This window comes from Rheinheimera metallidurans, assembly GCF_036983985.1.
Taxonomy (GTDB): domain Bacteria; phylum Pseudomonadota; class Gammaproteobacteria; order Enterobacterales; family Alteromonadaceae; genus Alishewanella; species Alishewanella metallidurans.
In genome coordinates, this window is the sequence record NZ_JALAHQ010000003.1 from 40,856 (window position 1) to 55,491 (window position 14,636).

Sequence of the window (14,636 nt, forward strand, 5' to 3'; positions counted from 1 at the left end):
TTTGCGTTAGCTGGTATTCCTACATTAAACCTAGGCTAGCGCTCTAAAGGTATTGGATGTTTTGTTGTGGCGTGAGAGTGACTTATAATATTGATGATCTGGACGCGGTAAGCCATATAGATAGTGGTTATTAAACAGTTTTTTTGTAATTTTAGCAGTCTTATATTGATTACATACAGACTTGTATGTATATTGCCGTTCTTATTCTGCCTAAGCTTTACGTTGTGTTAATTGGGCAGTGTCTCACAGGAGTTTATATGCGTGTAAAAATGAAGCTGTTAACGGCACCGTTAGCAGCACTGTTGTTGGTAGCCTGTAGTGAACCGCAATCGGGTGGTGGCATGGGAGCGCCGTCTGCGCCAGAGGTTGGGGTTGTAACTTTGAATACAGCGCCATTGGCATTAGTCACTGAATTATCAGGTCGCACTACTGATTTTCGCCAAGCGCAAATTCGGCCACAAGTAAATGGTATTTTACAACAACGCATGTTTACTGAAGGGCAGTTAGTGTCGGCGGGCGATGTGTTGTACAAAATTGATGCCGCACCGTATCAGGCGGCACTGGCCAATGCTAAGGCAAATTTAGGTAGTAATAAAGCGGTAGCGCATAACGTTAAGTTAAAAATGGAACGTTTAAAAGGCTTGTTAGGCAGCAAAGCGGTAAGCCAGCAAGACTATGATGATGCCCAAGCGACATTAATGCAGGCAGAAGCTGGCGTTGCTAGTGCAGAAGCTGCGTTGCAAACCGCGCAAATTAATATGAACTATACGCAAATTACGGCACCAATTTCTGGCCAAATTGGCCGTTCTGAAGTAACCGAAGGTGCGTTATTAACAGCAAATCAGGCGCAGGTATTGGCTACTATCCGCCAGTTAGATCCAATTTATGTCGATTTAACGCAATCAAGTGCAGAGTTGTTAAAGCTGAAAAAGCAGAACGCCAGCGATAAGGTAACCGTAGATTTGCTGTTAGATGACGACAGCACTTACGCTGAGCAAGGCAGTTTACAGTTTTCCGAAGTTAACGTTGACCCAAGCACGGGTATGGTGACATTACGCGCGGTATTCCCAAATAAACAGGGTGACTTATTACCGGGTATGTTTGTCCGTGCTCGCTTGCATCATGGCGTGGATAATAACGCACTGCTGGTACCCCAAGCTGCCGTAAGCCGCACGCCTAAAGGCCAAGCATCCGTTATGCTGGTTAATGCTGATAATCAGGTTGAAGCGCGCATTATTGAAGTTGGCCGTGCGGTTGAGCAAGGCTGGCAAGTGCTGTCAGGCTTAAAAGCCGGTGATCAAGTTATTGTTACGGGGCTACAAAAAGTGCGGCCAGGTAGCCAAGTGAAAGTCGTTAACGCAACGGCTAATAAAGCAAATGGCACTAACAATACTGCTACGCAGTAAGCAGGGGTAGCAGATGGCGAATTTCTTTATAAGTAGGCCAATATTTGCTTGGGTAATTGCCTTAGTAATTATGCTGGCAGGATTATTGTCAATTAAACAGTTACCGGTAGAGCAATATCCACGTATCGCACCACCGGCTGTAACTATTAGTGCATCATACCGTGGTGCATCGGCACAAACGGCAGAAGATGCAGTAACTCAGGTTATTGAGCAGGCGATGAACGGCTTAGATAACCTGATGTATATGTCGGCTAGCACCGACTCGTCAGGCGGCGTTAGTTTAACGCTAACCTTTGAAACGGGTACTGATGCCGATATTGCCCAGGTACAAGTGCAAAATAAGCTACAGCAAGCCTTACCGTTGTTGCCACAAGAAGTGCAGCAAAATGGTGTGCGGGTAGCTAAGTCTAACGGCTCATTTTTAATGGTTATAGGTTTTATTTCTGAAAACCAAAGCCTAGAACGAGATGATATTGCCGACTTTGTGGTAGCTAACGTAAAAGACCCAATTAGCCGCACCGCCGGTGTGGGTAACGTAGTGGTATTTGGTAGCCAGTATGCAATGCGGGTATGGTTAAATGCTGATCAACTTAACCAATATCAGCTTACGCCTGCCGATGTTACCGCAGCGATAAAAGTACAAAATAATCAGGTTACAGCGGGCCAGTTAGGTGGTACACCAGCATTACCTGGCCAGCAATTTAATGCGGCAATATTAGCGCAAACTCGGTTAACGTCTGCCGAAGAGTTTGGCGAAATTTTGCTACGTGTTAACGCTGACGGTTCTACTGTTAAATTGTCTGATGTTGCGCGCGTAGAATTGGGCGGTGAAGATTACTCCGTCATTGCTCGTTACAACGGCAAAACTGCAACAGGCATCGCAATTGAATTAGCCACTGGTGCCAACGCGCTAGATACCGCCGCGGCAGTGAAGAAAAAAATAGCCGAACTAGAACCGTATTTCCCTGAAGGCGTTAGCACGGTTATACCCTACGATACGACGCCGTTCGTTGAGCTATCTATTAGTTCAGTAGTGCAAACCTTAATTGAAGCTATCATTTTGGTGTTCTTGGTTATGTATCTGTTTTTACAGAACTTCCGCGCAACACTGATCCCAACTCTAGCTGTACCTGTAGTTTTATTAGGTACGTTTGGTGTAATGTCAGCACTGGGTTTCACTATTAATACGTTAACCATGTTCGGTATGGTATTAGCCATCGGCTTGTTAGTTGACGATGCTATTGTCGTTGTTGAAAACGTTGAGCGGGTAATGAGCGAAGAGGGCTTAGGCCCAGTTGAAGCTACGCGTAAATCTATGGGACAAATTACCGGTGCCTTAGTTGGTATAGGCTTAGTATTGTCAGCTGTATTTGTACCTATGGCGTTCTTTGGTGGCGCAACCGGTGCTATCTATCAGCAGTTTTCTATTACTATAGTCACGGCGATGGCCTTGTCGGTATTGGTCGCGTTAATTTTCACGCCAGCACTATGTGCCACTATGTTAAAACCAGTAAAAGGCAACCATAACACTAAAAGCGGTTTTTTTGGTTGGTTTAATCGTGGCTTCGATAGCACTAACCACAATTACCAGCGCGGTGTGGCCGGCATGTTGGCACGGCCAAAACGTTCAATGTTGGTGTATTTGGCGATAGTGGTAGTGATGGCGGTGCTATTTGTGCGCTTGCCAACGTCATTTTTACCAGAAGAAGACCAAGGTATTTTTATTACCTTAGTACAACTACCTACTAGTGCTACCCAAGAGCGTACTGAAGCGGTGATGGATAAAGTAGCTGCGCATTACGGTAATGAAAGTGCAGTGCAGTCGGTATTTACCGTATCGGGTTTTAGCTTTTCTGGTAGTGGCCAAAATATGGGCTTAGCCTTTGTGCGATTAAAAGACTGGGACCAACGTGGCCCAGCTGATAGCGTACAGGCGGTTATTGGCCGTGCTTGGGGCTTTTTTGGCTCAGTAAAAGAAGCACAAATATTTGCTTTTAACTTACCGCCGATCATGGAGTTGGGCCGTGCCACTGGTTTTACGCTGTTCTTGCAAGATAGAGGCGGAGTAGGGCACGAAGCACTTTTAAATGCCCGTAACCAATTACTGGGTATGGCATCGCAACAACCCAATTTAATTGGTGTGCGGCCCAATGGTATGGAAGATGCGCCGCAGTTACAAATAGAAATTGATCAGCTAAAAGCGCAAGCCTTAGGTGTATCGTTAAGTGATATTAACCAAACGCTGTCGATCGGTTGGGGTTCAACCTATGTTAATGACTTTGTTGACCGTGGCCGAGTGAAAAAAGTATTTGTGCAGGCCGAACCTGAGTTTCGTATGACACCAGAAGATATTAATCGCTGGCAAGTGCGTAATAATAAGGGCGAAATGGTGAGCTTTGCTTCTATTGCCCGCAGTCACTGGGTTTACGGTGCACAGCGTTTAGAGCGTTATAACGGCGCCTCGGCCATGGAAATTCAAGGCGAACCAGCACCAGGTACAAGTTCTGGCGATGCCATGATGACAATGGAACGGCTAATTAGCCAATTGCCAGCCGGTGTCGGTTTTGAATGGACTGCAACGTCTTATCAAGAGAAGCTGTCAGGTTCGCAAGCGCCAGCGCTATACGCGTTATCTGTTTTGGTGGTATTTTTATGTCTAGCTGCTTTGTATGAAAGCTGGAGCGTGCCGTTCGCCGTAATCTTGGTAGTGCCATTAGGTATTATCGGTGCTTTAATTGCGGCCTATGTTAGCGGGCTTGGTAATGACGTGTACTTCCAAGTGGGATTATTAACTACGATGGGCTTGGCGTCGAAAAACGCGATCTTAATTGTCGAGTTTGCCCGAGAACTGCAGCAGCAAGGTAAAGAGCTTACGGAGGCGATATTAGAAGCGGTGCGCTTACGTTTACGTCCGATTATTATGACGTCGATGGCGTTTTCGTTAGGTGTGTTACCGTTAGTTATTAGCTCTGGTGCTGGCTCGGCTAGCCGCAATGCTATAGGTACTAGTGTGCTAGGCGGAATGATTTCAGCGACGGTACTGGCGGTGTTTTTAGTGCCGGTGTTTTATCTAGTGATTATGAAGTTGTTTGCCAGTAAGCCAAAACCTACTGTGTAGCATTACCGGATAACTTATAGCGGCTTAGGCCGCTATAAGTGCCAACCTAAACCGACTGTATTATGCTAATACAGTCGGTTTTTTTATATCTTTTCGGCCTACTTTTTCAGCCCTACTAGCATGGTGTCTATCATGGCACCGGCGTGTTGGCGCAAATCACATTGTTGTGGCTTTAATAAAAACTTACTAATAATACCACCAACATACATATGCAATGCCAAGCCAGCTAGGCGTGGGCATAGGCCATCACGTAGTGTGCCGGCTTGCTCTGCGCGTTCAAATGCGCGTTGCAATACGGCTACCGCTAATGTGTCTAAATCATCTTGTTTGGTTACGGCTGGGTTTAGCTCGTCAATATATTCGCAGCGATGAAATACAATGGTTAGTACGCGATGATGTTGTTCACTTGAAGCAATTAAACTTAAGCTATCTATCATCAAATTCCGTACTTGTTCAAACGGATCTGCGGTGGGATTTTTGTCTATTTCGTCAAGCAAATGCTGATAAGGCAAGCGCACTCGATCTAGCATGGCGTTAAATAAATCGGCTTTGTTTTGGAAATGCCAATAAATAGCACCGCGAGTTACATTAGCCGCGACAGCGATTTTTTCTAAAGTAGTGCGTGATACACCTTGTTGAAAAAACAACACTTCAGCGGCATCTAAAATTGCGGTTCTAGTGCCTTCAGCTTCTGCTTTGGTGCGTCTTGCCATTTTACTTCTCTCAACATAACTAATTGCTTATTACCGCAGCAATTCTACCACAAATTGGTGTTGTGAACCTTAGCTATTAAGTTAAGCAAGGCTTAACACAGATCATAGTAATGGCGTTATTGTATGACAAAATCAAAGTATTGCTCGGTATACACCGGCGGTTGGTGGGTAAAATGCCACCACTCCATGTTATAGACTTTAAAACCGGCGCTAAGCATTAGGCTTTCGAGTAACTGCCGATGTTCTTGCTGCCGCTTTGTAATACTAGCAGCACCAACGTTGGATATGGGGTCGAACAGATCAAATGGTGAACCCATATCAATAGGTTGCCATTGGCCACTCGCATTTTGCCGCGCTAAGGTTAGGTCAACGGTGCTGCCACGGCTATGGCCAGATTTTTCTGCTATGTAGCCGCCGACCAAGGTATCTTTAGCTAAATTGGGGTAAAACTCGGCTTTGGTGCTGGTATCTGCTAAATCGGCAGCCCAACGCATAAAATGATCAACCGCGCGTTGTGGCCGATAGCAGTCCCAAATCCATAGGCTGTAGCCGTTGGCCATGGCGGCTTGTTGCACTTTAACTAATGCTTTGGCGGCATTTTGTTGTAGGTAGCATTTATTGGCTTTATAGCCGTCGACCGGGGCACCAACAAAGTTATTGCCACCCAAATAGGCCATATGCACCTGGATATCAGCACTAAGCTGGCTAACATCGTTAAAATCAGCTGGTACGTCTGACGCTAATGCGGCTGTCGAACTCGTTGCCAGTAATAATGTGGCTAAGGTGGCTAGCTTCATATCATCAATACTCCTGCGGCTAAAAATGCCAGCAATGCTAAGACCCCACAAAATAGCGCATAAGGTAACTGAGTTTTAACGTGCTCTAATAAATCGCAACCGGAGGCGACCGAGCTCACGGCGGTACTGTCAGATATGGGCGAGCAGTGATCACCAAATACGCCGCCGCTTAAAATGGCGGCCAACACCAACGACGGTGGTAAGCTTAGTAATTCAACCATTGGCATACCTATCGGGATCAAAATAGCAAAGGTGCCCCAACTGGTACCTGTGGTGAAAGATATAAGTGCACCGGCTAAAAACAACAGCGCCGGAATAAGTACCAAGGGTAGGCTATCGCTAACAATAGAAGCAATAAAGGTGCCGGTGCCCAGTACTTTTAAACTACTGCCTAACGCCAGCGAGAGCAGCACTATAGTAACCAGTGGTAATAATTCGCTCATGCCTTTAAAGCCAATATCTACCAACTGCTGATGCTTAAAACGCTTACTTAGTAGCATCATGCTATACGCAACTAAACAGGCTAAGGTAGTGGCATATAATACCGACTGCGACCCCGAACCCTCTACTAAGCGCCCATTGCCTGTCATTAACATAAAACCGATCATTGACGCGACTAAGGTAATTAAAGGCACCAGCATATAGCGAGATTGCGTAGGTTTAACATCAATTTCAGTATGTGCCGCTAAGGTATGCAGTTCTTTTTCTGAGCGACGCATTGGGCCATATACCTTGCCGGTAATGATGGTGTATAGCACTAAAGCTAAGGTAAATAAGGCATAGAAATTTAGCGGTATAGTGCCAATAAGCACGGAAACAGCGTTGTCGCCCAGCGAATAATTACTTAATAAACTTAAAATATAAGCGCCCCAGCCATTAAGTAAAATAATGATACAAATAGGCGCACTGGTGCTGTCTATAATATAGGCCAGCCGAGCGCGGCTCATTTTAAATTTATCAAATAAACCGCGTGAGCTAATACCTGCAGTTAACGAGCTAAGGTTAGACTCGATAAAGGTAACTGAGCTAATAAAAAAAGTGAGCAAGCCAGCTTGGCGCGGCGTTTTAGCGATGCCTTTTTCTACTAATAATTTTACCGTTGCCGACACGCCGCCCGAATCCCGCATATACGCTAGTAAGCCGCCAACCAGTAACGAGAACATAAGAATGCGCGCGTTATCACCATCTCGGGTTACGGCCACGATGCGCTCTATGGTTTGAATGCTACCGTCGATGAGTAAGCCACCACCAAGACCTTGTGCAGCCTGGATAAAAATCAGTAACTCGGCACTAAATAATGACAGCAGTAAGGCTAGAATAACTTCTTTACGCCACAATACGACGATAATGGCGACCAACGCCGGGACTAAGGTGAACCAATCAGACAAAATAGACTCCTGGTATTATTATTCTATTTTTCAAAGCGCAGAATAATTTATACAGTTTGTGCCGGCGTGTCGCAAGCACTGCGCCTAATTTTGCGATAAAGAGGGTCTTGCGATGGACAGCGCTATGCAGCCGATTGCTGGTATCAACGTGTCTTGCTATTTCTAGCATAAGTACCGATGCTAACAGGTTAGAGTAATTCAGTAAGGGTACTTTATGCGGTGTGCATTAAGAGGGCTTCTGGTCGGTGTTTTCAGTTTAACGATGGCGGTGCAGGCAATGACAGTAAATACTTTGTCGGTAGAACAATATCAGCAAATTAAACAAAGCGGGCTAGATAAACCGCAACTTACGTATAATGATATTGCGCCTGTATTAAAACAACACCAGCAAAACCCGTTATTTAAATTTACGCAATTGGGGCAGTCAGCACTGGGTACACCCATTTGGCAAATTGATATTGGTACTGGCCCTATCAAGCTTTTAGCGTGGTCGCAAATGCACGGTGACGAATCTACCGCCACTGCCGCCTTGATGGACTTACTCAACTTTATTAGTGCTGCTGAGCAGAAAAAATGGCGCGATACTTGGTTAAATGAAGTCAGTTTGCGCTTAGTACCAATGGTAAACCCAGATGGCGCTGCAGCGCATACGCGCTTTAACAGTATGGGCATAGATATTAACCGCGATGCCAAAGCGTTACAAACGCCCGAAGGGCAGCTGCTGATGCAGGTAGCAAAAGACTTCAAACCCGATTTTGGTCTAAATTTGCATGATCAAAATCGTTTCTATGCAGTGGGTGATAGCAACAAGCAAACAACTATTTCTGTTTTAGCACCAGCATTTAACGATGCCAAAGATATTGATGCACCGCGAAAAAAGGCCATGCAACTGATTGGTGATATGGCTGATTTAATGGCACAGCAGTTACCGGGATATTTAGGCAAATATGACGATACGTTTTCTTGGCGTTCGTTTGGTGACACGTTTTCAGGCATGGGCATTAGCACCATACTTATCGAATCTGGCGGTCACCCAGCTGATGATAACCGGCAGGTAGCGCGGCGTTTAAATACCCAGCTGCTGGTAATGAGTATAGAAAGTATCGGCAGTAAGGCATATCAACGTCAGCCGCTTACGGCGTACCAAGGCATACCTTTTAATCGCAGTGATGCCATTAAAGACGTATTGATTAAAAACTTAGGCATTAGTGTTAACGGACACAGTGCAAGGGTAGACCTTGCATTAGAGCTTGGCATAAACAACAGTAAGCCGGCGCGTATTCAAGATATTGGCGATCTCTCTATTTATTCTAGTTACCATCAATTTGATGCGAGCCAGTTGGTTTATCAAGCCGGAAAAACGTATGCGTTAACGAAAAAACTTAAGCTTGATAAAACCACCTATCTTCAGCTATTACGTGATGGTTACAGCCATTTTAGTGGCGACACTAAGCTTATTGAAAACCAAACAGATTGGCCTGTCGTGTTTAGCAATAAAGGTCTTAATTCAGCTTATCCAATGCGTTATCAACAGGCTACGTTTTTACTCGCTACCGCCGAAGGTGTTGAATTTGCGCTACTTAATGGCCAATTATTAGCATTAACTCAGGCTAGGCTGCTATACGCAAATGGCCGCTAGCGGCGCAAAAAAGAGCAAATGAAACTAGCGCTTTAGCGGTGATATGCCACACTTCTAATCAAAATCACTATTTTGGGGATGTGTGGTGTACTTTTTTAGGTCGCTATTATTACTAAGCTTGCTGTGCTGTAGTGCCAATGCCGTGGATGCGTTGGCAACTAATAGTAGGCTAAAGTCGGCTGCACTTAAGCAGGATGCTGGTTCACAAGTACTTCGGTTTGGTTTGTATTACCCGCATTTATCGCCATACATTTATACCGCGCCAATCAATAATCAGGTTATAGGCATAGTGCCTGAGGTGCTGGCACCGTTTTTTAAGCAACATAATATTACTATTGAATATGTGTTTGATAAGGTATCAGCGTTAAAGCGGCGGTTAAATAATAGCGACATTGATATGATGATTTTAAATGCGTCCTGGGCGATTAATCCTGAACAGGTGTTGTTTTCTGCAGGGGTAGTGCCGTACAACGATTACTTATATTCACGCCTGCCAGAACAAGAAATTACCGAACCGCAACAGTTAGATAATAAAGCGATATGCACACGCCAATATTATGTTTATCCTAAATTGTCGGCGTTGTTTACCGGTGAGTTATCGCTGCGTGTTGATTCTTCGAGCCAGGCAGCACAGTTACGTATGTTATTTAGTCAGCGCTGTGATTATGCCTACATCAATGAGATCGTGGCGAAGTGGGAATTACAAAATCAGTTTCAGAACCAGCAAATATATCGCTCTGCAGTATACCAAGGCGAGTCAATGCTCACGTTAGGGGTTAGCCCGAAATTGGAGAAACTACTACCAGAATTAAACGCCTATATACAGCAGCAACAGCAAAGTGGCGAAATAAAACGGATTATTAATCGTTATGTTCATTATGACTAGCGGTACAATAAATAAGGTTGTCGTTGTTGCTTAAATTGCGCTAACCCTGCTTGCCAACTGGCACGGATATCATGCTCTGACATACCCTGAGTAATTTGTAAACGCAGCTGATCGGTACCGGCAAGCTTATCCATAAAGGCCGGTGCCGTAAAAAATACGTCGTTATGCTTGGCAAACAACTGCTGCCAACGCAGTAAATAGCTTAGGTTTAAGCCTGAAGCGCTAACATGGCGTAAATCTTCACCGTGCAGAGCTTTATTCATTAATGGCGGCGTTAATGCTGCACCGGGTGTTGATACTGGTGTAAACGCAAAATCGCCTAGTGCAAACTTGTCATAGCCAATAACTTGAAATGCAAATGCAGTACCGCGGCCAATGCTTAGTGGTGTGGCCTCAAAAAAGCCGAGTGACGGGTAAAGAGCAATTGACTGCTCATTGGGCAAATTTGGGCTTGGCCTAACTGGCAGCGCATACGGCATATCGCGCTGATAACCGGCCACTGGAATTACGTTAAGGGTTAGCTTATCGGCATTAGCTATCCAACCTTCGCCTTTTATCATTTGTGCAAGTTCGCCCACTGTCATGCCGTGCAATAGTGGAATGGGGTGCATGCCTACGAAAGATTGAAATTTAACATCTAACACAGGGCCGTCAACATAGGCGCCGTTAGGGTTTGGCCGGTCTAACACTAACATAGCCACGTTATTTTGCGCCGCCGCTTCCATTAAGTAATGCATTGAACTGATATAGGTGTAATAGCGCACCCCAACGTCTTGAATATCAAATACCACAATATCAACTTGCTGCATTTGCGCAGCACTAGGTTTTTTATTTGCGCCGTATAAAGATAATAGTGGTAAGCCAGTTTTGCTATCGGTGCTGTTATTAACCTTGGCACCGGCGTCATAATCGCCACGAAAACCATGCTCAGGGGCAAAAATACTGACAATATTAACGTTGTTGGCTAGCAGTACATCGACTAAATGTTGTTCACCTACCTGCGAGGTTTGGTTAACCAACACGGCCACCCGTTTACCCTGTAACAGCGGTAAATAACGTTCTAACTGCTCTGCGCCAGTTTGTATTGGCGTAGCCCCTAGGTTGTTGGCGTTAGCGGCGTTGATGAGTAATAAACCACTAAGCAGCAACCAGACTAAGGTTTTCATTAGCTGTTGTCCTGCTGTAATACTTTACGAATAAAGCCCTGTTGTTGCTGTAGCTGAATTTTACAGTGTGCAACACTCTGGCCGCTAAGAATATGCAAAATAGCCAGTTTAGCGTTCATTTCGGCGGCTTTTAACGCTTCGCGCGCAGTAGCAAGGTCGCATTCAGTCGCTTGCACTACAATACGAATTGCCCGTGCTACCAGCTTTTCGTTGCTGGCGTGTAAATCGACCATTAGGTTTTGATACACTTTGCCACTGCGGATCATCGCGCTAGTACTAAGCATATTTAAAATTAATTTTTGCGCTGTGCCGGCTTTCATTCGGGTAGAACCGGTAACCACTTCTGGGCCGACAACGGCACTAATGCCAATATCAGCGGCACTGAGCACCGGTGCATTGGCATTGCAGCTAATGGCTGCCGTGAAACAACCCATACTGCGTGCATAAGCTAAGCCACCTAGCACATAAGGCGTGCGGCCGCTGGCGGCTATGCCAACTAAGATATCATTTGCACTTAGGTTTATGCGCTTTAAATCAGTTTCTGCCAACTGTGGGTTGTCTTCAGCACCTTCAACCGCTTTATAGATTGCACTCTCGCCACCAGCTATTAGCGCTACTACCTGAGCGGCGGGCACGCTAAAAGTGGGCGGGCATTCTACCGCATCAAGTATACCCAAGCGGCCACTGGTGCCTGCGCCTAAATAAACTAATCTGCCGCCAGCGGCAAATGCATCGACAATGCGATCGACTACGGCAGCTACGCTGGGTAAACATTGCTGTAGGCTTTTCGCAACAGTTTGATCTTCAGCATTAATACGCTGCACTATCTCAAGGCTAGATAGCAAGTCAATATCCCAACTGTTGGGGTTGCGTGCTTCTGAGCTCATGCTATTGAGTTGTTCCAGTAAAACGTCCTGAGTATTATTCGTCATGAGTGTGTCCAGAAAAGGGTGAAGAGCTGCTTAATTGAGATGCAAGAATATAGGCGCCATCTAAAGCCGTGCCTAATGCAGGCTGCAGTAAAGTTCGACAATGCTCAGTTAATAACGGCTTGGTTACTTCGGCCAAACCACCAAGTAGCACTACCGGTAAGTCAAATTGTTCACGTGCGCTAAACACCAACTGCTGTACCGCATCAACATGGCGTTGCAGCAGGTTAGCAGCGAGTGGACATTGCCAAGCATGGTTAAATATTAACGGTGTTAACGCTGCGAATTCAGCAGGGCTAGCGGTTTTTAACCAAGGCAGTAAGCTGGCGGCATTGTTGCCAATTTGCACGGCTATTTGCTGTAATAACGGGCTGCTTATACCTGCTAGGCTATCTATTTGCCACAGCAACTCGCGTACCGCTTGTTTGCCTAACCAAGCGCCACCGCCTTCGTCGCCAATATTAAAGCCCCAGCCACCTACTTGATGTTCAGAGCCATCAGCTAATAAACGCATAGCAACCGAGCCAGTGCCTAAGGCCACTACTAATACCGGCTGGCCTAAATTGGCACCATATAAAGACGTTTTAGCATCAGTGGTGAGTAAAAAGTTTGCATAATGCCCACTGAGTTGCTCGCTGGCTAGTTGTTGTTGCTGCGGATTACCTGCACCAGCTAAGCCCATAACGGCAAAGGCTTGTTGGCTGCTGATACCGGCTTGTTGGCATACACCTCTGGTCAGCTGGTTAATATTGGTTATTGCCAAGGCAAAATCGTTGGTCAACGACGCCGGTCCGGCTTGTTGTTGCCAGCGTTCACCCGTGATGTTGTTCGTTAGGCGTGCCAGTGTTTTACTGCCGCCGCCATCAATCGCGATGGTCCACATCATATTATTCCTATACTACCAGTTGCTTCGTACTAGCAGAGCCACTTAAGCAGACTAAAGTTGCTATAAAAGTGCCAATACAGAGTTGCCAGGTAAAGCCTAAATCTAACGCTGCCAAGGAAGGGCTAAGGTATTGTAAAACATAGGGCTGCAGTAATAGTGTGACGACAAAGCCGCTTAGTAGCGCGGCAGTTACCGAATAGCGGTTACCGCGACGACTAAATAAGGCAGTAAAAAATACGCCCAGTAATCCACTGTATGAAAACACCATTACGCTAAGGGCAAAGGCTAATAACGGCATGTCAGAGTATTGCTGCCAGTAAAAGCACAGTATGGCCATTGCAGCCAAGGTTATAGCCGTAATTAACATACCAAATTGCCCCGCACGAACAAAATGTTGCTCAGTTGCAGCGGGTTGTCGTTTCAGTTTCCACGGTTTATACATATCAGCCACTAATACGGATGACATAGAGTTTAACCCTGATGTTATGGTAGAAAGTGCGGCGGCAATGACGCCCACAACCACTAAACCACGTAACCCTGACGGCATTTCATTTAATACATAGTACATAAATACCGTTACTTTTTCGCCGGCAAAATTGTCGGCAAAGTTTTGTGTCGGGAGATATAAGTCGGGCCGTTGGTAAAAAATATACAATAAAAACCCAATTAGAATAAACACCAACATGGTGGGGATCACCATTAACGCAGAGCTTAGTAATGCGCGCGCGCCAGCTTTGCTGTCTTTACAGGTTAGCACCCGTTGCGTCATATCTTGATCTAAACCAAACGCAGCAATATTTAGCAGAATAAAGCCCGTTAGTGCCGACCACATATTAAATACGCCGGCAGAGCTAAAATCAAACTGCCAATCAAATAACAGTAGTTTAGATGGTCCGCCTTCAATCGGGTGTTGTAGTGCGTGAGTCAGTGTGCCAATGTCTAAGCCAATACTGTGATACAAATACCCTAACACTAATAATGCCGCTAAAATATATACCGCGCATTGCAGCGCATCGGTATAAATAACTGAGCGTATACCGCCTACTACCGTGCAAGCTAGGCCAATAAAGGCCAGTAATACCACGGCTGCTAGCACGCTACTTGCGTCTATATTGTTAAATAACAGCATAGCTACGGCAATTGCTGCCATATATAACCGCGCGCCGCTGGCAAAAACACGGCCAAACAAATACATTTGCCCCGCGTGTTCTTTGGCGCTGGCACCAAAGCGCTGCTCTAGTAACTCGTACACGGTAGTAACTTTAAGTTGGTAATAGCGTGGCAACAAATAGCGGATCACAATAAAGGTCGCAATGAGTGCGCCAATATTGGTGGCGATATAACTAAGGTTGCCGCGAAAGCCCATGTCGGGCCCGCCAAGAAAGGTAGCGGCAGATTGTGAAGTGGCAAGCACAGATACGGCAACGACCCATACTGGCATGCTATTAGCTGCAAGAAAATAATCGTTACTATTACCCGCTTTTTTCCGGTTTACTAACCAGCCGACTAATACTAATAAAGTGAAGTAAGCAAAAAATACTGCCCAGTCTAATAGTGTCAGTTGCATGTATAGCTCATCAAAAGAAGAAAGTACTTAACCATAGCATAATGTATAGTTGACGAGTAAAGTATTCATTTAAATTTAGCTTGTGTGAATAATTTATTTTTGTTGTACTGCGAGCAGCTTTCGCCACAATAACAGGATACC

At 45.4% G+C, this 14,636-nt stretch carries 11 protein-coding genes; 4 read left to right on the plus strand and 7 right to left on the minus strand.

What is annotated here, in order from left to right:
* Positions 1 to 257: 257 nt before the first annotated feature.
* Positions 258 to 1,406 (plus strand): efflux RND transporter periplasmic adaptor subunit, encoded by a 1,149-nt coding sequence (locus MN199_RS09340; protein ID WP_335739227.1) that lies wholly within the window; start codon positions 258 to 260, stop codon positions 1,404 to 1,406.
* 13 nt (positions 1,407 to 1,419) lie between these two features.
* Positions 1,420 to 4,524, plus strand: a complete 3,105-nt coding sequence (locus MN199_RS09345) for an efflux RND transporter permease subunit (RefSeq protein WP_335739228.1) — start codon at positions 1,420 to 1,422, stop codon at positions 4,522 to 4,524.
* A gap of 98 nt (positions 4,525 to 4,622) precedes the next feature.
* Here MN199_RS09345 and MN199_RS09350 read toward each other — a convergent pair whose 3' ends face one another.
* From MN199_RS09350 to MN199_RS09360, 3 genes are all read right to left on the minus strand, one after another.
* Entirely contained in the window at positions 4,623 to 5,237 is a 615-nt protein-coding gene (locus MN199_RS09350) for a TetR family transcriptional regulator (RefSeq protein ID WP_132585779.1), read from the minus strand.
* Positions 5,238 to 5,353: 116 nt separating this feature from the next.
* Positions 5,354 to 6,034 carry a M15 family metallopeptidase gene (locus tag MN199_RS09355; protein ID WP_132585776.1) on the minus strand — a complete coding sequence of 227 codons (681 nt, stop codon included), beginning with the start codon at positions 6,032 to 6,034 and terminating at the stop codon, positions 5,354 to 5,356.
* Complete coding sequence (locus MN199_RS09360) at positions 6,031 to 7,422, minus strand: Na+/H+ antiporter NhaC family protein (protein WP_132585773.1); 1,392 nt, start codon at positions 7,420 to 7,422, stop codon at positions 6,031 to 6,033. Before MN199_RS09360 ends, MN199_RS09355 begins: the two co-directional genes overlap by 4 nt.
* 277 nt (positions 7,423 to 7,699) lie before the next feature.
* Here MN199_RS09360 and MN199_RS09365 point away from each other — a divergent pair, with 277 nt between their 5' ends.
* Together MN199_RS09365 and MN199_RS09370 are read left to right on the plus strand one after the other, a co-directional pair.
* The gene (locus tag MN199_RS09365; RefSeq protein ID WP_335739229.1) at positions 7,700 to 9,061 is read left to right on the plus strand and encodes a M14 family zinc carboxypeptidase; all 1,362 of its coding nucleotides are present in this window, start codon (positions 7,700 to 7,702) and stop codon (positions 9,059 to 9,061) included.
* Positions 9,062 to 9,146: 85 nt separating this feature from the next.
* Positions 9,147 to 9,947, plus strand: a complete 801-nt coding sequence (locus tag MN199_RS09370; protein WP_335739230.1) for a substrate-binding periplasmic protein — start codon at positions 9,147 to 9,149, stop codon at positions 9,945 to 9,947.
* On the opposite strand, the gene MN199_RS09375 is transcribed toward MN199_RS09370, so the two are convergent.
* Genes MN199_RS09375 through MN199_RS09390 form a run of 4 tightly spaced genes read right to left on the minus strand, consistent with a single transcriptional unit; the run spans position 9,944 to position 14,495 of the window.
* Complete coding sequence (locus MN199_RS09375; protein ID WP_335739231.1) at positions 9,944 to 11,113, minus strand: exo-beta-N-acetylmuramidase NamZ family protein; 1,170 nt, start codon at positions 11,111 to 11,113, stop codon at positions 9,944 to 9,946. The two genes, MN199_RS09370 and MN199_RS09375, sit on opposite strands and share 4 nt — an antisense overlap.
* Entirely contained in the window at positions 11,113 to 12,045 is a 933-nt protein-coding gene (murQ, locus tag MN199_RS09380) for an N-acetylmuramic acid 6-phosphate etherase (protein WP_132585764.1), read from the minus strand. The genes MN199_RS09375 and murQ overlap by 1 nt, the downstream gene beginning before the upstream one ends.
* Entirely contained in the window at positions 12,035 to 12,928 is an 894-nt protein-coding gene (locus MN199_RS09385; RefSeq protein ID WP_132585761.1) for a glucosamine kinase nucleotide-binding domain-containing protein, read from the minus strand. The genes murQ and MN199_RS09385 overlap by 11 nt, the downstream gene beginning before the upstream one ends.
* 7 nt (positions 12,929 to 12,935) lie before the next feature.
* On the minus strand, positions 12,936 to 14,495 hold the full coding sequence (locus tag MN199_RS09390; protein ID WP_132585758.1) for a sodium:solute symporter: 1,560 nt from the start codon (positions 14,493 to 14,495) through the stop codon (positions 12,936 to 12,938).
* Between the last annotated feature and the right edge of the window lie 141 nt (positions 14,496 to 14,636).